Raw genomic sequence first — 19,931 nt, forward strand, 5'->3', positions numbered from 1 at the left:
GAGCCTGCCCCCTGGAGCCTAACCCGTGAGCGCACTCGCCATTTCGTTCGACGATATCGCCGCTGCCCATGACCGGATCCGGCCCGTGGCGCACCGCACGCCGGTCTTGACCTCGGCCGCGGCCGACGAACTCGCCGGCGCCAAGCTGTTCTTCAAGTGCGAGAACCTGCAGCGCGTCGGCGCGTTCAAGTTCCGCGGCGCCTATAACGCGATCGCCCAGTTCGACGAGGGGCAGCGCGCCCGCGGCGTCGTGGCTTTCTCGTCCGGCAACCATGCCCAGGGCATAGCTCTCGCGGCTCGCCTGCTCGGCGTCAAGGCCGTGATCGTGATGCCGAGCGACGCCCAGGCGATCAAGCTCGACGCCACGCGCGGCTACGGGGCGGAGGTCATCCTCTACGACCGCTTCACCGAGGATCGCGACGCGATCGGCAGGCGGCTCGCCGACGAGCGCGGCCTGACCCTGATCCCGCCCTACGACCATCCGCACATCATGGCGGGCCAGGGCACGGTCGCGAAGGAGCTGATCGAGGAAGTGGGGCCGCTCGACGTGCTGATCACGCCCCTGGGCGGCGGCGGTCTGCTTTCGGGCTGCGCTACGGCCGCCAAGGTCATGAATCCGGATTGCCGGGTCTACGGCGTCGAGCCTGCGGCCGGCAACGACGGGCAGCAGAGCTTCCGCAGCGGCAAGATCGTCCGCATCCCGACACCCAAGACCATCGCCGACGGCGCCCAGACCCAGTTCCTTGGGCAATATACTTTCCCGGTCATCCAGCAGCGGGTCGACGACATCCTGACCGCGACCGACGCCGAGCTCGTCCAGACCATGAAGTTCCTGGCTGGTCGCATGAAGATCCTGGTCGAGCCGACCGGCTGCCTCGCCGCGGCCGCGGCGCTCGGCCGGCAGATCGATTTCGCCGGCAAGCGCGTGGGCGTGGTCCTGTCCGGCGGCAATGTCGATCTCGAGCGGTTCGCGGCCCTCGTCACCCAGGCGGCTTGAGAGGCTGGGCGGCGCCGGCAAGCGGGGCTGGTTTGCGAAGCGCGCAGTGCTGCCGCCGGAAGGCGGCGGTTTCCATTGACTCGCACCCGCTTGTCACCGATCTCAATCCGACGGCCGTCGCGACCGATACCATCTTCCCGGTTGACCGCCGGGGCGGTGCACCGGACGCTTCCGGCCGCTCCGATTTGACTGCCGATATCGTCCGATCCCGTGAAAGCGATCATGAAGCCGAACCGACGACCGAGCTGCGCCCATTTCTCCTCCGGCCCGTGCGCGAAGCGTCCGGGCTGGAGCCTTGCGGCCCTTGAAGCGGCGGTGATCGGCCGGTCGCACCGCTCGAAGCTCGGCAAGGCCAGGCTGCAGGAAGTGATCGAGCGCAGCCGGCGCGTGCTGGGCGTGCCGGCCGACTATCGCATCGGCATCGTGCCGGCGTCCGATACGGGCGCCGTCGAGATGGCGCTCTGGTCGCTGCTCGGTCCCCGGCCGGTCGATCTCTTGGCCTGGGAGAGCTTCGGCGAGGGCTGGGTCGGCGATGTGCTGAAGCAGCTGAAGCTGCCCCATGCCCGCAGGCTCGCCGCGCGCTATGGCCAGCTGCCCGACCTGGGGGCGGTCGATTTCGACCATGACGTGGTCTTCACCTGGAACGGCACGACTTCGGGCGTGCGCGTGCCGGACGGCGACTGGGTCCCGGACGGGCGCGCGGGGCTCGCGATCTGCGACGCGACCTCGGCCGCCTTTGCCATGGATCTCCCCTGGGCCAAGCTCGACGTCGTGACCTGGTCCTGGCAGAAGGTCCTGGGCGGCGAGGCGGCGCACGGCATGATCGTCTTGAGCGCGCGCGCGGTCGAACGGCTCGAAAGCTACGTGCCGCCCTGGCCGCTGCCGAAGATCTTCCGCATGACTGCCGGCGACAAGCTCATCGAGGGCCTGTTCGAAGGCGAGACGATCAATACGCCCTCCATGCTCGCAGTCGAGGATGCGGTCGACGGGCTCAAATGGGCCGAGAGCATCGGCGGCATGGATGGGCTGTTGGCCCGCACCCGCGCGAATTTCGCCGCGATCGACCGCTGGGTCGCGGCCACGCCCTGGATCCGCTTCCTCGCCGAACGGCCCGAGACGCGCTCGACCACCTCGGTCTGCCTCGTGTTCGCCGATGACTGGTTCCGCGGCCTCGCCCCCGACGCGCAGGCCAAGGCCGCGAAGGACGTGGCGGCCAAGCTCGAGGCCGAGGGCGTCGCCTTCGACATCGGCTCGTACCGCGACGCACCGCCCGGCCTCAGGATCTGGGCCGGCGCCACCGTCGAAACCGCCGACATCGAGGCGCTGCTGCCCTGGATCGACTGGGCCTATGCCGAGGTGCGGGGGGCGTAGCGACGACCGTTCGCTTGCGAGACCCTCACCCCAACCCTCTCCCGCGAGCGGGAGAGACCCGCGGAGCGGGAGGGTGAGGGCGTCGGCGGGCGAACGATTCTAGGTTTATTCCGCCACTGCCCGCATCGCCTTGATGAGGTCGGCCTTGCCTTCGAAGCCGATGCCGGGGAGCTCCGGCATCGTGATGTGGCCGTCCACGACCTTCACCCCGTCCGGGAAGCCACCATAGGGCTGGAACAGGTCGGGATAGGATTCGTTGCCGCCCAGGCCCAGGCCGGCCGCGATGTTGAGCGACATCTGGTGGCCGCCGTGCGGGATGCAGCGCGTGGGCGACCAGCCGTTCTCCTTCAGCATCTCGATCGTGCGCAGGTACTCGACCAGGCCGTAGCTCAAGGCGCAGTCGAACTGCAGCCAGTCGCGGTCCGGCCGCATGCCGCCGTAGCGGATCAGGTTGCGGGCGTCCTGCATCGAGAACAGGTTCTCGCCGGTCGCCATGGCATTCGGATAATGCGCGGCCAAGGCCGCCTGCAGCGCATAGTCGAGCGGGTCGCCCGCCTCCTCGTACCAGAAGAGATCGTAAGGCTTGAGCGCCTTGGCATAGGCGACCGCGGTCTCGAGGTCGAAGCGGCCGTTGGCGTCGACCGCGAGCCGCTGGCCAGGCCCGAGGATCGACAGCACCGCCTCGATGCGCTTCAAGTCATCGGCGAGTGGCGCGCCGCCGATCTTCATCTTCACGACGGTGTAGCCGCGGTCGAGATAGCCTCGCATCTCGGCCGTGAGCTGCTCCAGCCCCTTGCCCGGATAATAATAGCCGCCGGCGGCATAGACGAAGACGCGCGGATCGGCAGCACCCGTGCCGTAGCGCTCGGCCAGCAGCCGGAACAGCGGCTTGCCGGCGATCTTGGCGACTGCGTCCCACACCGCCATGTCGATCGTGCCGACAGCGACCGAGCGCTCGCCATGGCCGCCCGGCTTTTCGTTGCGCATCATCGCGGCCCAGATCTTGTGCGGGTCGAGGTTCTCGCCCGTCGCGTCGATCAGGGCCATGGGGTCGGCCTCCAGAAGCCGCGGCCGGAACCGCTCGCGGATCAAGGCGCCCTGGCCGTAGCGGCCGTTCGAATTGAAGCCGTATCCCACGACCGGCTTGCCGTCGCGCACCACATCGGTCACCACCGCCACGACCGAGCAGGTCATCTTGGAGAAGTCGATGTAGGCGTTGGCGATGGCGGAGGCGATCGGTGCCGTCTGCTCGCGGATGTCGACGATGCGCATGGGGCGAGGCTCCAGGGGAGGGATGTCGCGGTCTCTCTAGCGTGGACGGCGGTTGCGGGCCAATGCCAGATTGGGATCGTCCGATGCCGTCCCGGCATTGTCTGCCTCTATCCGGCCCGCCCATGGACCTCGCCTGGCTCGAAGACTTTCTCGCCCTCGTCGACAGCGGCAATTTCTCGCGCGCGGCCGAGGCGCGGCACATGACGCAGCCGGCTTTCAGCCGGCGCATCCAGGCGCTCGAAGCCTGGGTCGGCGTGGCGCTGTTCGAGCGGGCGGGCCAGCCCGTGGCGCTGACCGAGGCTGGCCGCCGTTTCCGGCCGGCGGCCGACGAGCTGCTGCGCCGCCTGCTGCAGGCGCGCGAGGAGGCGCGGGACGCAGACGGACTCATCGCCGCGACCCTGCGCTTTGCTGCGACCCATGCGCTTTCCACGACGTTCTTTCCGGCCTGGCTGCGCCGGCTCGATGCGGAGGCGACGGCGGGGGCGATCCGGCTCATGTCGGACAGTCTCGCGCGCTGCGAGCGGCTGATGCTGGCGGGCGAGGCGCAATTCCTCCTGTGCCATCACCATGACGCGGCACCCAGCGGCCTCGACCGCCAGGGCTTCCGAGCCGTCACGGTCGGCACGGACGTGCTGCTGCCGGTCTCGGCGCCGGATGCGGCGGGCCGGCCGCGCTTCCCGCTCGGCGGCCTTCCGCTTGGCGCTGGCGGCGCGGCCGTGCCCTATCTCGCCTACAGCGATGAATCGGGCCTCGGCCGGATCGTGCGCGCCGTCGAGGCACCCGGCCGGCCGCGGCTGCACGATCCGGTCGTGACCTCGCATCTGGCCGGTGTGCTGACGGCACTTGCGCGCGACGGCCGCGGCGTCGCCTGGCTGCCCCGCAGCCTGATCGCGGACGACCTTGCCGCCGGCCTGCTGGTGCCGGCCGGCGATCCGGACTGGACCATCCCGGTCGAAATCCGGCTCACCCGGCCGCGCGCCCTGCTCAGCGCCGCGGCCGAACGGTTCTGGTCCCTGATCGCACCCTGAAGATCATGTCATCAGGGGCGCGCCATGACCGCTGCCCCATTGCCGGGAGCGTGCAAACCCGGTATTCCGGCGGGATGGAAGAGATGCTGCATCCGGCGCTGCTGCCCCACGGCCTGCGCGATCTCCTGCCGCCCGACGCCCAGATCGAGGCGGATACGGTCGAGCGCCTGATGGCGATTCTCGGGCACTATGGCTACGACCGGGTGAAGCCGCCGCTGGTCGAGTTCGAATCGAGCCTGCTCGAGGGGCCCGGCGTCGCCATGACCCATGAGACCTTCCGGCTCATGGACCCGATTTCGCACCGCATGATCGCGGTGCGCGCCGACATGACGCTGCAGATCGCGCGCATCGCGACGACGCGGCTCGTGAAGGCGCCCCGGCCCTTGCGCCTGTCCTATGCCGGTCAGGTGCTGCGCGTGCGCGGCAGCCAGCTCAGGCCCGAGCGCCAGGTGGGCCAGGTCGGCGCCGAGCTGATCGGTGCTGCCGCGCCCGAGGCGGATGCCGAGGTCATCGCAGTCGCGGTCGAGGCGCTCACCGCCGTCGGCGTGCCGGGCCTGTCGGTCGACCTGACGCTGCCCGTGCTGGTGCCGGTCATTCTCGAGGCCCTGGGCGTCGAGAGCCGGGCGGCCGAGCGGATCCGTGCGGCCCTCGACCATAAGGACGCGGCCGCGATCGCCGAGATCGGCGGGCAGGCTGCCGGCATCCTCGGCAGCCTGATGGCCGCGGCCGGGCCGGCCGACCGGACGCTGGCACAGATCCAGGCGATCCAGCTGCCGGAACGGGCGGCTGCCGAGGTGGCGGCGCTTGCCGAGATCGTCCGGCTGATCCGCCGCGCGGCGCCGGACCTGATGCTGACGATCGACCCGGTCGAAAACCGCGGCTTCGAATACCACACGGGCGTCAGCTTCACGATCTTCGCCCGCAACATCCGCGGCGAGCTCGGCCGCGGCGGCCGCTACATCGCCGGCGGCTATCCGGCCGAGACCGGCTATATCAAGCGCGAGGCGGTCGAGCCGCAGCCCTCGACCGGCTTTACGCTCTATACCGACACCGTGCTGCGCGCGCTCGTGTTCGGGCCGCAGCCGCCGCGCGTGTTCCTGCCGCACGGCACGGAGCATGCGGTCGGCGTCGAGTTCCGTGCCGACGGCTGGATCACGGTCGCGGGCCTGGAGCCGGTCGCCGATACCGCGGCCGAGGCGCGCCGGCTCGGTTGCAGCCACGTGCTGGCCGACGGCAAGCCCGCCGAGATCTGATCCGCTCGCCGCTTGCTGAGCGGCCCTGCGCTGTCGGCGCTTGCCGTCGATGGCGGAAGGATGGTAGCTCCCCTCGTTAATCCGTGACAGAGGGGCAAGACCCATGGCCAATGTCGCCGTCATCGGCGCCCAGTGGGGCGACGAGGGCAAGGGGAAGATCGTGGACTGGCTGTCCAGCCGGGCCGAGATCGTGGTTCGCTTTCAAGGCGGCCACAATGCGGGTCATACGCTGGTTATCGGCGAGAATGTCTACAAGCTGAGCCTGCTGCCGTCCGGCGTGGTCCGGCCGGGCAAGCTGTCGATCATCGGCAATGGCGTCGTCGTCGATCCGTGGCATCTCGTGAACGAGATCGAGGCCATCCAGGCGAAGGGCGTCGCGATCACGCCGGAGACCCTGAAGCTCGCCGAGAACGCGACGCTCATCCTGCCGCTCCACGGTGTGATCGACCGGCTGCGCGAAGCGGCCAGGGGCGAGAAGAAGATCGGCACGACCGGCCGCGGCATCGGCCCGGCCTACGAGGACAAGGTCGGCCGGCGTGCCATCCGCGTCTGCGACCTGGCCGAGCCCGAGACCTTGGGCGAGAAGGTCGACAATCTGCTCTTGCACCATAACGCGCTCCTGAAGGGCCTGGGCGAGGCGCCGGTCGACCGCGACGCGCTCATCAAGAGCCTGCTCGAGGTGGCGCCCAAGATCCTGCCCTATGCCTGCTCGGTCTGGCGCGTGCTCGACGAGGCGAAGCGGGCCGGCAAGCGCATCCTTTACGAGGGCGCGCAGGCGGTCATGCTCGACGTCGACCACGGCACCTATCCGTTCGTGACCTCGTCGAACACGCTCGCGGGCCAGGCGGCGGCCGGCTCGGGCATCGGCCCGAGCGCCATCGGCTATGTGCTGGGCATCGCCAAGGCCTATACGACGCGCGTCGGCGCCGGCCCGTTCCCGACCGAGCTCAAGGGCGAGATCGGCGAGCTCATCGGCCAGCGCGGTGCCGAATTCGGCACGGTCACCGGCCGCAAGCGCCGGTGCGGGTGGTTCGACGCGGTCATGGTGCGCCAGGCAGTCAAGGTCGGGGGCATCCATGGGATCGCGCTCACCAAGCTCGATGTGCTCGACGGGCTGAAGGAGATCAAGGTCTGCGTCGGCTACCGCTACAAGGGCCGGACCTACGATCACCTGCCGCCGGGCCTGCTCGCCGACGCCGAGATCGAGCCGATCTACGAGACCTGCGAAGGCTGGCAGGAATCGACGCGCGGCGCCCGCTCGTGGGCGGCGCTGCCGGCGACGGCGATCAAGTACATCCGCCGCGTGGAGGAGCTGATCGAGGCGCCGGTGGCGCTGTTCTCGACCAGCCCCGAGCGCGACGACACCGTGCTTGTCCACGACCCTTTCGCGGATTGAACCACCGATTATACTGAGGCGACGCGAACTACCCTGACGCGGTGATCCTGACGGGCTTTTCCCGGCAGGATCACTGTCGAGGGTGTCTTCACCGGATCGGGGGCGATGGCGAAACCCGCGGCGGCAGGGGCTCAGGCGAGATCGACGAGCGTGCGTCTGCACGACCGGTTCGACATCCTGAGCGACGTGCCGCTCGCGGAATTGCGCTCGGCCGGCGCCGGCGCCTTTTCCGCCGGGGATCAGCGCTCGTCCGGGGCCAGCTGCTTCGCGCTCATCGCCGACCCGACATTGCCGCCGCGCGCCGGGGCGCTCACGGCGCTGCGTCTCATGAAGCATCCGGCGCTCATGACGCCGCTCGACCTCGGGCCGGTCGACTGGCCGCCGGCCGGGCGGCGCTGCCTCGCGTTCATCTGCGAGCGGCCGGCGGGCGGGCGGCTCGTCACCAGCAACGAGCAGCGCATCGCCGCCTGGTCGGACGAGGACGTGATCGAGCGGCTGATCCAGCCGTTGTTTCCGGGCCTGAAGGCGCTTGCGACCGAGAATGTCGCGCACCGGGCGATCCGGCCGGCGAATATCCTGTTCCGCGACGCGGCCAGGCGCCAGGCGATCCTGGGCGATTGCTTCACGGCGCCGGCCGGCTTCGACCAGCCGATCGCCTACGAGACGATCGAGCATGGCATGACCATGCCGGGCGGGAAGGGTGAGGGCACGTCGGCCGACGATCTCTATGCCCTGGGCGTCACCATCCTCTACCTGCTGCTCGGCCAGCCGCCCGGTGCCGGCCTCAGCGACGAGCAGCTGATCGACGAGAAGATCCGGCGCGGCTCCTTTGCGGCATTGAGCGGCGATCTGCGGGGCACCTCGTCGTCGCTCCAGGAGCTGCTGCGCGGCCTGCTCGTCGACGAGCCGACCGAGCGCTGGACCGTGCGCGAGATCGACATGTGGCTGCAGGGGCGGCGGATGTCGCCCAAGTCACCGACCGTGCCCCCGCGCTCCGCGCGGCCGCTGGAGCTCGGGCGCGAGCAGGTCTTCACCGCCCGGGCCGCGGCCCGGGCGCTCACGCGCCAGGGCGACCAGGCGGTCCACCTCATCCGCGGCCATGCGCTCGAGATCTGGATCCAGCGGACGCTCGGCCACAAGCCGACGATGGATGCCTTCGCGCTCGCGATGGCCGACGCCGACGACAATGCCGGCAACGCCGGCGTCCATGACGCGCGCCTCACCGCGCGCGTCACGACCGCGCTCGATCCTCTGGGGCCGATCCGCTATCGCGACCTGGCGCTGGTGCCGGACGGCTTCGGCTGCGTCCTGGCGCTGGCACACACCCGCAGCAAGGATGCGCGGCCGCTCGTCGAGCTCCTGGTCGGCCGCTTGCCGCAATTCTGGATCCGCTGCCAGCCGGTGCAGAAGGCCGAGCATCCGGTCCAGTCGATCGAGTTCGACCGGCTCAGGCGCCTGCTCGACGATCATCGCCCGGGCCTCGGCATGGAGCGGCTGATCTACGACGCCAACCCGATGCTGCATTGCCTGTCGCCGCTCATCGAGCGGGACTATGTCGATCAGATCGCAGACCTGTTGCCGGCGCTCGAGCGCGCGGTCGAAGCCGGCAAGGTCGAGAGCCTGGTTGTCGACCGGCATATCGCGGCCTTCGTCGCCAACCGGTCGAAGAATCTCGACGACCAGGTGCTGACGGCGCTCGGGCAGCCCGAAGCGGCAACGCGGCTCCTGGGCCAGATCTATCTCATGGCGTTCCTGCAGGCCCAGTACGGCCCGGCGAGCCTGCCGGCGCTGACCCAGCTGCTCGGGCGGCAGACGGGGGCGGTGATCGAGCGGTATCGCAGCCGTCCGACCCGGGACCGGCTCGACAGCCAGCTGGCCGGCGTGCTGGCCGAGGGCAGCCTGGTCCGGCTCGTCCATTGCCTCGACAATCTCGCGGAACGCCAGCACGACGCACAGGGCTATGCACTGGCCCGCCGGCAGTTCGGCCGCGCCGTCGCCGGGCTCGAGCAGATCGAGGTCGAGCGCGAGAAGCTGGACGAGGCGTCGCGTGATCTCGGCGCGATGCTGGCCGCCGCGGTCTCGACCGTCGTCGGCTTCGGCGCGATCGCGCTGAGCTTCCTGCATTTCGGCCTGTTGTAGCGACGATCATGGCGAAGCCCCCCGCGATCCGCCCGCGCTCCCCTGCTTCGCGATCGGCCGTGCCGCAGCTGGGCGTCCCGCAACCGGTCGTGCCGCGACCGGCGGGTGTCGCCCGGGCGCGCGCCGCGGCGCAAGGTGCCGCGACTCGCCGTCCGCCGCGGCGACAGGCTCCGAAGACCACGGGTGCCTTGCGCCTGTTCTTCTTCGGGCTCGCCTTCATCGGGCTCGCGACCTTCGCGGCCCCCACCTGCGTGCTGCTGCTGGTCGGCATGGTGCCGAGCATCGTCGCCTATGTCGTCGACCGCAGCGAACGGCCGATGCTTGCCTTCACCATCGCGCCGGTCAATCTCGCCGGCCTCATGCCCTATCTGCTGCAGCTGTGGACCGGGCGCGACACGATGCCGACCGTCGTGCATCTGCTCACCGACGTCTATGTCTGGCTCGTGATCTATCTCTCGGCCGGGGCGGGCTGGCTGCTGTTCCTAGGCATGCCTATGATCATCGCGATCGCGCTCGGGCGCTCGCTCGACCGGCGCAAGTCCCGGCTCGAGACGCTGCAGAGCCGGCTCAGGGCCGATTGGGGCGCTGAGGTCGCGAACGGCAAGGATTGAGTCAAACGCGTGACTGCTCTGCGCAGAAGTTGCATCACGAGGATCGAAGCCGGTATGATCCGCGCGCGTGTGGCAGCACGCCGCATATTTCTGGAATGAAAGGCACGGATGTCGCTTCCGTCGCAGGCGAATACCGGTATGTCGGCCGCGTCTGGGGCGACGGTGCGACTGAAAGACCGCTTCGACATCCAGTATGACGCACCTTTGGCCGGCCTGCGCTCGCCCTCGGCGCCGGCTTTCGTCGCACGGGACGCCAAAGCCTCGGGCGGCCGCCATTTCGCGCTGATCTGCGATCCGAAGCTGCCGTCACGCATGGAGGCGGTGCGCAAGCTGCAAATCCTGAAAAGCAGCGGGGTGCTCACCCCGGTGGAGGTCGGCGCCGTCGACTGGGCGCCCGCCAACCGGCGCATGTTCGCGATCGTGTTCGAGCAGCCGCTCGGCGAGCGGATCGTGGGGCTGGGCGACAATACGTTCGATCCCTGGAGCGAGGAGGCGATCGTCGCCTATGTCGTGGCGCCGATCGTCCAGACCCTGATCGATCTCGAGCGGGAAGGCGTGCCGCACCGGGGCATCCGGCCCGGCAACGTCTTCTTCCGCGACGCGGCGCGCCGGGTGGCGCTCCTCGGCGATTGCGTGAGCGCGCCACCCGGCATGCATCAACCGGTCGTCTACGAGACGATCGAGGGCGCCATGGCGCAGTCCCACGCCCGTGGCGCCGGCACGATCGCGCAGGATCTCTACGCGCTGGGCGTGCTCGTCCTGCATCTCCTGTTCGGCCGGATGCCCAGCGCCGGCATGACCGAAGACAAGGTCGTCGAGGCAAAGATCAAGCGCGGTTCGTATTTCGCGCTGGTCGACGAGCAGCGCGTGCCGGCCGGGCTCGGCGAGCTCGTGCGCGGCCTGCTGATCGACGAGCCGCAAGGGCGCTGGCGCCTCGGCGACGTGGCGATGTGGCTCGACGGCCGGCGCATGACCCAGAAGCCGGTGCCGGCGGCGCCGCGCGCCCAGCGCGCCTTCGAGCTCGAGGGCGAGGAATGCGTGACGGCGCGCCATCTGGCGCTGGTCCTGGACATGATGCAGCCCGAGCCGGCGGGGCGCGTGCTGCGCGGCCAGAATTTCGAGCAATGGGTCACCCGTTCGCTCGGCGACAAGCAGGTGGTCGAGGCGATCAACACGGCCTTTGCGACCCGCAGCGACTCGGCGGCGGGCTCGGCCGGCGAGAACATGCAGCTGATCAGCCGGATGCTGATGGCGCTCGATCCCGCCGCACCGATCCGGTATCGCGACGCGGCGACGACGATCGACGGCGTCGGCACCCTCCTGTCGGTGACCATGCTGAACGGCGGCGACGTCCAGCTGGTGGCGGAGCTTCTGCAGGCGCGGCTGCCGCAGTTCTGGTGCCTGCGCCAAGGGTCGAGCAAGGGCGACGACCAGGCGGCGCTGCGCTTCTTCGACAAGCTCCTGCGCTATCTCGAGGACAAGCGGCCCGGTTACGGCATCGAGCGCGTCGCCTATGAGACGACGCCCGGCCTGCATTGCCTGTCGCCGTTCATCGAAGGGCGCTATGTCGACCGGCCGGCCGATCTCCTGGCTGCGATCGAATTCGCCGTTCAGGCCAAGACCATCGACATCTGGCCGATCGACCGCCATATCGCGGCCTTCATCGCGGCGCACGAGCGGGCGGTCGACGACACGCTGCTCTATGCGCTGGTCCAGACCGACCCGGCCGCGCGCATCCTGGGCAATCTCCAGCTGCTGGCCTATCTGCAGGATACCTACGGGCCGCCGCTGGTGCCGGGGCTGATCCTCCTGTTCGGCCATCAGGCGAAGCCGGTGATCGAGCGGTTCAAGAGCCGCTATACCCGCGCGCGCCTGCAGAACGGTCTCGCCGCGGTGCTGAAGGAAAACAGCCTGCGCAAGCTCGCCGACTATCTCGACAGTGCCGACGAGCAGCGGCGCGACGCCCAGCGGTTCCAGCAGGCGCGCCGCGAATTTCAGCAGATGACGAAGCAGCTCGAGAAATGCGACCGGCAGGAGGAGGAACTGCACTCGACCGCCAAGATCGCGGGCCATTCGGTCGCGGTGAAGATCGCGGGCCTGGTGTCGAGCGGCATCGTCGCCGTGACGCTGTTCGCCATGGGGGTGCTCTGACATGGCGCGGCAACCAGCTTCCCGCATCGGCGGCGTCAAGGCCGTGCCGGGCAAGGGCACGCCCCAGGCCGTCCGCCCATCGGCACCCGCCCCGAGGCCGGCCGCCCCGTCCTCGGGCAAGAAGGTCACGCTGGCGCTTGCCGTCGTGGCCATGATGGTGCTGGCACTGCTCGAGCGGCCGATCTGCCTCTTCATGGTGTTCGCGCTGGTGCCGACCATGGTCGCGTGGCTCGTCGACGATACGCCGGGCCAGTCGCTGATCCGGACGGTGGCGCCGCTCAACCTCGCAAGCTCGCTGCCGTTCGCCATCAAGCTCTGGCACGAGAGCAATTCGCTGGCCCAGGTCTTCACCTTCCTGTCCCAGACCTATACCTGGGTGGCGCTCTATGGCGCGGCCCTCTTCGGCTGGGCGCTCTATTACCTGGCGCCGGCGGTGATCACGACGCTGGTCGCACGCCGGATCGAGCGGGCGCGCACGGCGGCGCGCGACCGCCAGGCGGCGCTCAAGGACGAATGGGGCGATGAGGTCGAGACCTGAGAGACATGAGCGGGGGCGCCCGCTGATCACTTTCCTTCGAGCGGCCACCGAAAAGGCTGAATGGACGGCGAAGGCGGTTCATGATGGCGCGCGGCCGACCGTCGCCGGCCGTCGTCGACACCGATCTCGGAAGGAAACGCGATGTACGACATGAGCCACATCAAGAAGCTGCCGGCAATGGGCGGCAAGGCCCCTGCCGCGTGGCAGGGCTTCCTCGATTTCGACAAGGCGGCGCTCGCCGATGGCGCCATTCCGAAGAAGTACAAGGAGTTGATGGCGGTGGCCGTGGCGCTCACGACCCAATGTCCCTACTGCATCGAGATCCATGGCAAGGCCGCGCGCCAAGCCGGGGCGACCGACGCGGAGCTGGCTGAGGTCGCCTTCGTTGCTGCCGCCCTCCGCGCCGGCGGGGCGATTACGCACGCGACTCATCTCTTTGAAGGTTAAAATATAAAGGCGGCCGGACCCGCGTCGGTCCGGCCGCCCATCTTTCTTCCGGCGTCTCCCTACCGGCGCTAGGGCGGCTCAGCTGGCGCTGAGCAACCGCTGGCCGATCGCCGCCGACTTGATCGCCTTCTGCAGCTTCTCGAACGCCCGCACCTCGATCTGGCGCACGCGCTCGCGCGAGATGTTGTACTTGCGCGACAGGTCCTCGAGCGTCACCGGCTCGTCGCGCAGGCGCCGCTCGGTCAGGATATGGCGTTCGCGGTCGTTGAGCGTCTTCATGGCGTTCCGGAGCAGGTCGCGGCGCAAGCCCAGTTCCTGGCGATTGCCGAGCTTCGACTCCTGGCTTTCCTCCTGGTCGACCAGCCAGTCCTGCCATTCGCCTTCGCCATCGGCCCGAAGCGGCGCGTTCAGCGAATGATCGGGGCTCGCGAGCCGCCGGTTCATGCTGATGACGTCGTTCTCCGGCACTTCGAGCTTGGTCGCGATCGTGGTCACGACTTCCGGCGGCAGGTCGCCGTCGTCGATCGCCTGCAGCTGGCCCTTGAGCTTGCGCAGGTTGAAGAACAGCTTCTTCTGGGCGGCCGTGGTGCCCATCTTCACCAGCGACCAGGAATGCAGGATGTATTCCTGGATCGCGGCGCGAATCCACCACATGGCATAGGTCGCCAGGCGGAAGCCACGATCGGGGTCGAAGCGCTTCACCGCCTGCATCATGCCGACGTTGCCCTCGGAAATGAGCTCGGACAGCGGCAGGCCGTAGCCGCGATAGCCCATCGCGATCTTGGCGACCAGGCGCAGATGGCTCGTCACCAGGGTCTGGGCGGCGTCGGAGTCCTGATGCTCCTGCCAGCTTTTGGCCAACATGAATTCATGCTCGGGTTCGAGCATGGGAAAACGACGGATCTCTTGCAGGTAGCGCGAGAGATTGCCGTCGGCGCTGAGGCTCGGAAGATTGCCGCCAGCCATCGTGTCACTCCCTATCTCGGGCGGACGGGACCCCCTCCGCCGAAAAGCGGCGGCTGGATCTGCCATCGTATGAGCCCGAATGTGGAAACAGTAGGGCGCGTTCCAGATCCTGTCCAGTTTTGAGTCATTCTAGAATTGCTACCAGATCTGCGAGATCTGCAGGCAGCGGGCTCTTGAAACTCAAATGCTCGCCAGTGGTCGGATGCTCGAAGCCCAGGAGCCAGGCATGCAGCGCCTGGCGCGGGAACTGTCCGGCCATGGCGGCGGCGGCCGGGTCGAGCTGCTTCAGGTGTGCCGGCCGGACGCGGCCATAGACCTGGTCGCCGATCAGCGGATGGCCGATCTCGGTCATGTGAACGCGGATCTGGTGGGTTCGTCCCGTCGCGAGTCGGCATTCGACGAGGGCCGCCGCAAGGCCGAGCGGCCGCACCACCTTGTAGCGGGTAAGCGCAGGCTTGCCGGAGGCCACGACCGCCATTTTCTTGCGATTGACCGGGCTGCGGCCGATCGGGCCGTCGATCTCGCCCTCGCGCGGGTTCGGCACGCCCCAGACCACGGCCCAGTAGGCGCGCTCGATCGTGCGTTCGGCAAAGGCGGCAGAGAGGGCGACATGGGCACGGTCGGTCTTGGCGACGACCATGAGCCCGCTCGTGTCCTTGTCGAGGCGATGGACGATGCCCGGGCGCTTGACCCCGCCGATGCCGGTCAGGCTGTCGCCGCAATGGGCGAGCAGCGCATTGACCAGCGTCTGGTCGAGATTGCCGGCGGCCGGATGGACGACCAGGCCGACCGGCTTGTCCAAGACCAGAAGCTCCGTATCCTCGTAGACGATGGCAAGGTCCATGGCTTGGGGCTGCGGCCGGTCGTCGACCGGCGGTGGCGGCGCCAGGACGAGGCGCTGGCCCGGTTTGACCCTCAAGGACGGGTTGGCTATGGTCGCGCCGTCGACCGTCAGCCGGCCCTCCTCGATGAGCGCCTTGAGGCGCGAGCGCGAGAAGTCGCCGAGCCGCTCTGCCAGCAGCCGGTCGACCCGCTGCCCGGTCTCCTCGGGTGCGACAAGGATATCGATCGCCGGGATCTCGGTCGCTGAGGGGCCGGCGGACGGGTCGGCGAGCGGTGCGGAAGTCTCATTCATATGGGCAAGGTGGACCGAACAGATGCGTTGGCTCAAGGCCGCTGTCATCATCATGGGCGTCATGATCGTGGCGATGCTCGTTACCATCGTCGTGACGATCTTCCGGCGCATGAGCGCCCCCCGGCCCGCGGCACCGGTCGCGGTCGAGGCGCCGGCGGTGCCCGGCACGCCCGCGCAGGCCGACGTGACCCTACCGGCCGGCTTTTCGCTCAGGCAAGTGACGGCGGCCGGCGGCCGCATCGTGCTGCATCTCGCCGCAGCGGACGGGCGGGAAAGCCTGATGCTCATTGATCCCACGACCGGTAAGGTCGCGCTCACCATCGCCCTTCATACGGCACCCTGATCATTCGTTCTCCAGGCAGGACGGGAGCATCGAGTCCCATGCATTTCGCCAGCGACAACACGGCCGGCATTTCGCCCGAGATCCTGGCCGCCCTCGCCGCGGTCAACGACGGGGCCGCCGCCTCCTACGGCGCCGATCCCGTGACCGCCCGGCTCGAGGCGAAGCTCGCCGACCTGTTCGAGCACGAAGTTGCGGTCTTCCCGGTTGCGACCGGCACTGCGGCGAATGCGCTGGGGCTGGCCGCCGTGACGCCGCCCTGGGGGGCGGTGCTGTGCCATGCCGGCGCGCACATCGCCTGCGACGAGGCGAACGCGCCCGAATTCTATAGCGCTGGTGCCAAGCTGGTGCCGATCGACGGGCCGGACGGCAAGCTGGCGCTCGCCGATCTCGAGGCTCGCCTGCCGGGCGATCTCGGTAACCCGCACCATGCCCAGCCGGCGGCGATCAGCCTGACCCAGGCGACCGAGTGCGGCACCGCCTATCGTCCGGGCGAGATCGCCGCCATCTCGGCGCTGGCGCACCGCCATGGCCTCGCGGTCCATATGGACGGTGCGCGCTTCGCCAATGCGCTGGTCCATCTGGGCGTGAGCCCGGCCGAGCTCACCTGGCGTGCCGGCGTCGACGTGCTGTCGTTCGGCGCCACCAAGAACGGCGCGCTCGCGGCCGAGGCGATCGTGTTTTTCGATCCGGCACGGGCCAGGGACATGCCGTTCCGCCGCAAGCGCGCCGGGCATCTCTTCTCCAAGATGCGCTTCCTGTCGGCGCAGCTCGACGCCTATGTGACGGACGGGCTGTGGCTCCGCAATGCCCGCCACGCCAATGCGGCGGCCCAGCGATTGGCCGAAGGGCTTGGCCGCCTGCCGGGCGCGCGGCTTCGCCATCCGGTTGAGGCGAACGAATTGTTCGTGGAGTTGCCGGAACGGGTGATCACGGGTCTCGCCGCTGCCGGCGCCCAGTTCCACCGCTGGGAGGGGCCGACCAGCACCTGCATCCGGCTGGTCACCGCCTGGAACATCGGGGACGCCGAGGTGAGTGCGTTTCTGGAGGCGGCGAGTCGGCTCGCAGGCCGTTGATCCGCCGTCTGCGAATCCTGCGCCAACGCCGCTAAAAAACCATGAAAAAGCTGGCGGATAACCCCGGAAAATCACAGCGCCGCTGGTATGCGCTGAAAACATATTCGAGCCTACGAATTTCACTTGCATCGCCCGAGCGAAGGCGTATTTAGACCCCTGTTTGACGCACTCGCACGTGCCTATGGCCCTTCGTGGTTATGCAACGACGTAACGCGTCCTTTTTGGCAGAACCGGTCTGGTGGACCGGTCCCGAGAGGGAAGTCGGTATGTTTGCTAACTATGGCAGGGCCATGTGGTCCTGGTCCGCTGCGCGGAACGACATCCTACTGGGCGGCATCAATGCCGACAGTAGTCGAAGTTCGTGCTGAGGCGGTTTCACAAAAAAGCCGCAGAATAAATCGCAACTGCCGACCGTTTGGTCTGTGGTGGGTTTTCCACTTCCTTTGTCCCGGCAAAGTATCCGGGTGCGAAGAGGGGTGCGTCATCAATGCTCAAGGCTCGTTCCCGTGTCGCGGTCGGCCCGCTTCGCCGTCCCGTCATCACCCCCATCCCGCTCACCTCGGTGGACGCGCTCGTCGAGGAGTTGCGCCCGGTAGAGCCGATGGTCGCGATCCGTCCGCGCACGCTGCGCCGCACGGCCGAGCGCTTCGTCACCACTTTTCCGGGTGACGTGCTCTATGCCGTGAAGTGCAACCCGGAGCCGACGGTGCTGCGCGCGCTGTGGCGCGGCGGCGTGCGCCACTTCGACTGCGCCTCGCTCGGCGAGATCCGCGTCGTGCGCTCGCTGTTCGCCGATGCGCAGATCCACTACATGCATCCGATCAAGCAGGCGGCGGCGATCCGCGAGGCTTACGAGACGTTCGGCGTGCGCGACTTCTCGGTCGACTCGGCCGAGGAGATCGAGAAGATCGTGGCCGCGACCAACGGCGCCCGCGACCTCGGCATCTACGTCCGGCTCGCCATGCCCAAGGGCCAGACGGTCTATGACCTGTCGGGCAAGTTCGGCGCGCCCGCGGCCGAGATGCCGGCGCTGCTGCGCCAGGCGCGCGCGGCGGCCAAGGTCCTCGGCCTCTGCTTCCATGTCGGCTCGCAGTGCATGGACCCGGGCGTCTACGAGCGGGCGCTCGAGCTTGCCGGCCGGGTCATCGCCGAGGCGGGCGTCCAGGTCGACGGCATCGATGTCGGCGGCGGCTTCCCGGTCAGCTATCCGGACGTGACGCCGCCGGCGCTTGGGGCCTATTTCGAGGCGATCCAGCGCGGCTTCGCGCGGCTCGGCCTGGCGCAAGGCACGCGGCTCTGGTGCGAGCCGGGCCGGGCGCTGGTCGCGGCCGGCGCTTCGCTCGTCGTCCAGGTCGAGGCGCGCCGCGGCGACGTGCTCTACATCAACGACGGCATCTACGGCAACCTGTCGGACGCCGGCGTGCCGAAGTGGCGCTTCCCGGCACGGCTCGTGCGCAAGGCCGACGGCTCGGCCGTCGAGGCCTCGGCCGAGACGACCGGCTTCGCCTTCTACGGCCCGACCTGCGACAGCGCCGATTTCATGCAAGGCCCGTTCTTCCTGCCGTCCGATGTCAAGACGGGCGATTGGATCGAGCTCGGCCAGCTCGGCGCCTACGGTGCCTGTCTGCGTACCGCCTTCAACGGCTTCGACCGGGTCCTCCTGACGGAGGTTCGCGACGAGCCGCTGCTTACCACACCCGGCCATCTCGATGGTTCGGACGCGATCGTCGGCCAGCCGGCCGACCGGACCGTCCAGGCCTGACGGAGAGCCAATTCCACGTAACCCCGGGGATCCCGATGGATTTGACGGTGGCGCGTCCGGCAGGGCCGCCGCCGATGAAGGAACGACTGCCATGACCGCCAAGATTGCCCGCTTTCTCGAAGACACCCAGCCGCCGACCCCTTGCCTGGTCGTCGACCTCGATGTCGTCGAGGAAAGCTATCGGACGCTGCGCACGGTGCTGCCGCTCGCGCGCATCTTCTACGCGGTGAAGGCCAATCCGGCGGCGCCGATCCTTGACCGGCTGAACGGGCTCGGCTCGAGCTTCGACACGGCGAGCCGCGGCGAGATCGAGATGTGCTTGCGCGCCGGCGCCACGCCGGACCGGATCTCGTTCGGCAACACGATCAAGAAGGAGCGCGACATCGCCTTCGCCTACGAGGCGGGTGTCCGGCTCTTTGCGTTCGACAGCGCCGCCGAGCTTGCCAAGATCGCCGCGGCGGCGCCGGGCGCCAAGGTGTTCTGCCGCATCCTGGTCGAATGCGAGGGTGCCGAATGGCCGCTGTCGAAGAAGTTCGGCTGCTCGCCCGAGATGGCGGTCGAGCTCCTGTCGGCTGCGCGCGACCTGGGCCTCGATCCCTACGGCGTCTCGTTCCACGTCGGCTCGCAGCAGACGAACCTCGGTCAGTGGGACTCGGCGGTGGGCCGCGCCGCCGCCATGTTCTCGGTGCTGGCCGAGCGCGACATCGCGCTCAAGATGGTCAACCTGGGCGGCGGCTTCCCGGCGCATTACCGCCAGGGCGTCGAGCCGATCGAGCGCTATGCCGATGTGGTGATGACCGCCATCACCACCCATTTTGGCAACGACCTGCCCGAGATCATCATCGAGCCTGGCCGCTCGATGGTCGGCGACGCCGGTGTGATCCAGAGCGAAGTCGTGCTGATCTCGACCAAGGAGATCGGCGATGAGAAGCGCTGGGTCTATCTTGATGTCGGCAAGTTCGGCGGCCTCGCCGAGACGATGGACGAGGCGATCAAGTACAAGCTCCGGACGCCGCACGACGGCCAGGTCGGCGGCCCGATCGTGCTCGCAGGCCCGACCTGCGACAGCGCCGACATCCTGTACGAGAAGACCGAGTACGAAATGCCGTTCGCGCTCAAGATCGGCGACAAGGTGGAGATCCTCTCGACCGGGGCCTATACCTCCACCTACTCGGCAGTGTGCTTCAACGGCTTCGAGCCTTTGAGGACTTACTGCATCTAAACCGGGCAGAAGGTGCCGGAATCCTTCTCTGCATTCCGGCACTACTTCCGTGAGCCGTTCCAGGGTAGTCTGATGGGCGTTTGTCCCTTCGGCCTGGGCGGTTGCGGCTCGCCCTGAGCCGCAGAGATCTGAGAAGAACCGTTCCTGCCGCGTCATCCCCAGGTCCGGGACCGCGGTAGGAACATTGTGCTTGATGGCAGGCTGCCTGGAAACGGGCCGGCCTTGCC

17 protein-coding genes are annotated in these 19,931 nt (G+C 68.6%); 14 read left to right on the plus strand and 3 right to left on the minus strand.

All coding sequences use genetic code 11. From position 1 onward, the window contains the following. The first annotated feature begins 25 nt into the window (after positions 1-25). Positions 26-997, plus strand: a complete 972-nt coding sequence (locus IEY58_RS11655) for a threo-3-hydroxy-L-aspartate ammonia-lyase (RefSeq protein ID WP_189045809.1) — start codon at positions 26-28, stop codon at positions 995-997. Between the two features lie 222 nt (positions 998-1,219). Then, on the plus strand, positions 1,220-2,368 hold the full coding sequence (locus IEY58_RS11660) for a phosphoserine transaminase (protein ID WP_189045811.1): 1,149 nt from the start codon (positions 1,220-1,222) through the stop codon (positions 2,366-2,368). A gap of 105 nt (positions 2,369-2,473) precedes the next feature. Here the strand turns inward: IEY58_RS11660 and IEY58_RS11665 are convergent, their stop codons facing one another. Further along, positions 2,474-3,640: a mandelate racemase/muconate lactonizing enzyme family protein gene (locus IEY58_RS11665; RefSeq protein ID WP_189045813.1), complete on the minus strand. Its 1,167-nt coding sequence runs from the start codon at positions 3,638-3,640 to the stop codon at positions 2,474-2,476. 122 nt (positions 3,641-3,762) lie between these two features. Here IEY58_RS11665 and IEY58_RS11670 point away from each other — a divergent pair, with 122 nt between their 5' ends. The 8 genes from IEY58_RS11670 (at position 3,763) to IEY58_RS11705 (ending at position 13,203) form a co-directional block, all read left to right on the plus strand. Next, a complete protein-coding gene (locus IEY58_RS11670; RefSeq protein WP_189045815.1) occupies positions 3,763-4,668 on the plus strand; it encodes a LysR family transcriptional regulator in 906 nt (301 codons plus the stop codon). Between the two features lie 74 nt (positions 4,669-4,742). Then, on the plus strand, positions 4,743-5,921 hold the full coding sequence (locus tag IEY58_RS11675) for an ATP phosphoribosyltransferase regulatory subunit (protein WP_189045817.1): 1,179 nt from the start codon (positions 4,743-4,745) through the stop codon (positions 5,919-5,921). A gap of 103 nt (positions 5,922-6,024) precedes the next feature. Continuing rightward, entirely contained in the window at positions 6,025-7,317 is a 1,293-nt protein-coding gene (locus IEY58_RS11680; RefSeq protein ID WP_189045819.1) for an adenylosuccinate synthase, read from the plus strand. Positions 7,318-7,422: 105 nt separating this feature from the next. Further along, positions 7,423-9,456: a protein kinase domain-containing protein gene (locus IEY58_RS11685; RefSeq protein ID WP_189045821.1), complete on the plus strand. Its 2,034-nt coding sequence runs from the start codon at positions 7,423-7,425 to the stop codon at positions 9,454-9,456. Positions 9,457-9,464: 8 nt separating this feature from the next. Then, positions 9,465-10,067 (plus strand): hypothetical protein, encoded by a 603-nt coding sequence (locus IEY58_RS11690; protein WP_189045822.1) that lies wholly within the window; start codon positions 9,465-9,467, stop codon positions 10,065-10,067. Positions 10,068-10,175: 108 nt separating this feature from the next. Beyond that, on the plus strand, positions 10,176-12,218 hold the full coding sequence (locus IEY58_RS11695) for a serine/threonine-protein kinase (protein ID WP_189045824.1): 2,043 nt from the start codon (positions 10,176-10,178) through the stop codon (positions 12,216-12,218). A 1-nt stretch (position 12,219) separates the two neighbouring features. Then, complete coding sequence (locus IEY58_RS11700; RefSeq protein WP_189045826.1) at positions 12,220-12,756, plus strand: hypothetical protein; 537 nt, start codon at positions 12,220-12,222, stop codon at positions 12,754-12,756. A gap of 141 nt (positions 12,757-12,897) precedes the next feature. Then, entirely contained in the window at positions 12,898-13,203 is a 306-nt protein-coding gene (locus IEY58_RS11705; RefSeq protein WP_189045828.1) for a carboxymuconolactone decarboxylase family protein, read from the plus strand. Between the two features lie 78 nt (positions 13,204-13,281). Here the strand turns inward: IEY58_RS11705 and rpoH are convergent, their stop codons facing one another. Together rpoH and IEY58_RS11715 are read right to left on the minus strand one after the other, a co-directional pair. After that, a complete protein-coding gene (rpoH, locus tag IEY58_RS11710) occupies positions 13,282-14,169 on the minus strand; it encodes an RNA polymerase sigma factor RpoH (protein WP_189045830.1) in 888 nt (295 codons plus the stop codon). 124 nt (positions 14,170-14,293) lie between these two features. Beyond that, positions 14,294-15,304 (minus strand): RluA family pseudouridine synthase, encoded by a 1,011-nt coding sequence (locus tag IEY58_RS11715; RefSeq protein ID WP_189045832.1) that lies wholly within the window; start codon positions 15,302-15,304, stop codon positions 14,294-14,296. A 22-nt stretch (positions 15,305-15,326) separates the two neighbouring features. Here IEY58_RS11715 and IEY58_RS11720 point away from each other — a divergent pair, with 22 nt between their 5' ends. The 4 genes from IEY58_RS11720 to IEY58_RS11735 all read left to right on the plus strand — a co-directional run bounded on the left by IEY58_RS11720 (position 15,327) and on the right by IEY58_RS11735 (position 19,704). Beyond that, positions 15,327-15,647 (plus strand): hypothetical protein, encoded by a 321-nt coding sequence (locus IEY58_RS11720; protein WP_189045834.1) that lies wholly within the window; start codon positions 15,327-15,329, stop codon positions 15,645-15,647. Positions 15,648-15,685: 38 nt separating this feature from the next. Next, positions 15,686-16,720: a threonine aldolase family protein gene (locus tag IEY58_RS11725; RefSeq protein WP_189045835.1), complete on the plus strand. Its 1,035-nt coding sequence runs from the start codon at positions 15,686-15,688 to the stop codon at positions 16,718-16,720. Between the two features lie 487 nt (positions 16,721-17,207). Then, positions 17,208-18,482: a type III PLP-dependent enzyme gene (locus IEY58_RS11730; protein WP_189045837.1), complete on the plus strand. Its 1,275-nt coding sequence runs from the start codon at positions 17,208-17,210 to the stop codon at positions 18,480-18,482. A gap of 91 nt (positions 18,483-18,573) precedes the next feature. Continuing rightward, complete coding sequence (locus IEY58_RS11735) at positions 18,574-19,704, plus strand: type III PLP-dependent enzyme (RefSeq protein ID WP_189045839.1); 1,131 nt, start codon at positions 18,574-18,576, stop codon at positions 19,702-19,704. Positions 19,705-19,931: the final 227 nt, after the last annotated feature.

The sequence above is a fragment of the Aliidongia dinghuensis genome (genome assembly GCF_014643535.1).
GTDB lineage: Bacteria > Pseudomonadota > Alphaproteobacteria > ATCC43930 > CGMCC-115725 > Aliidongia > Aliidongia dinghuensis.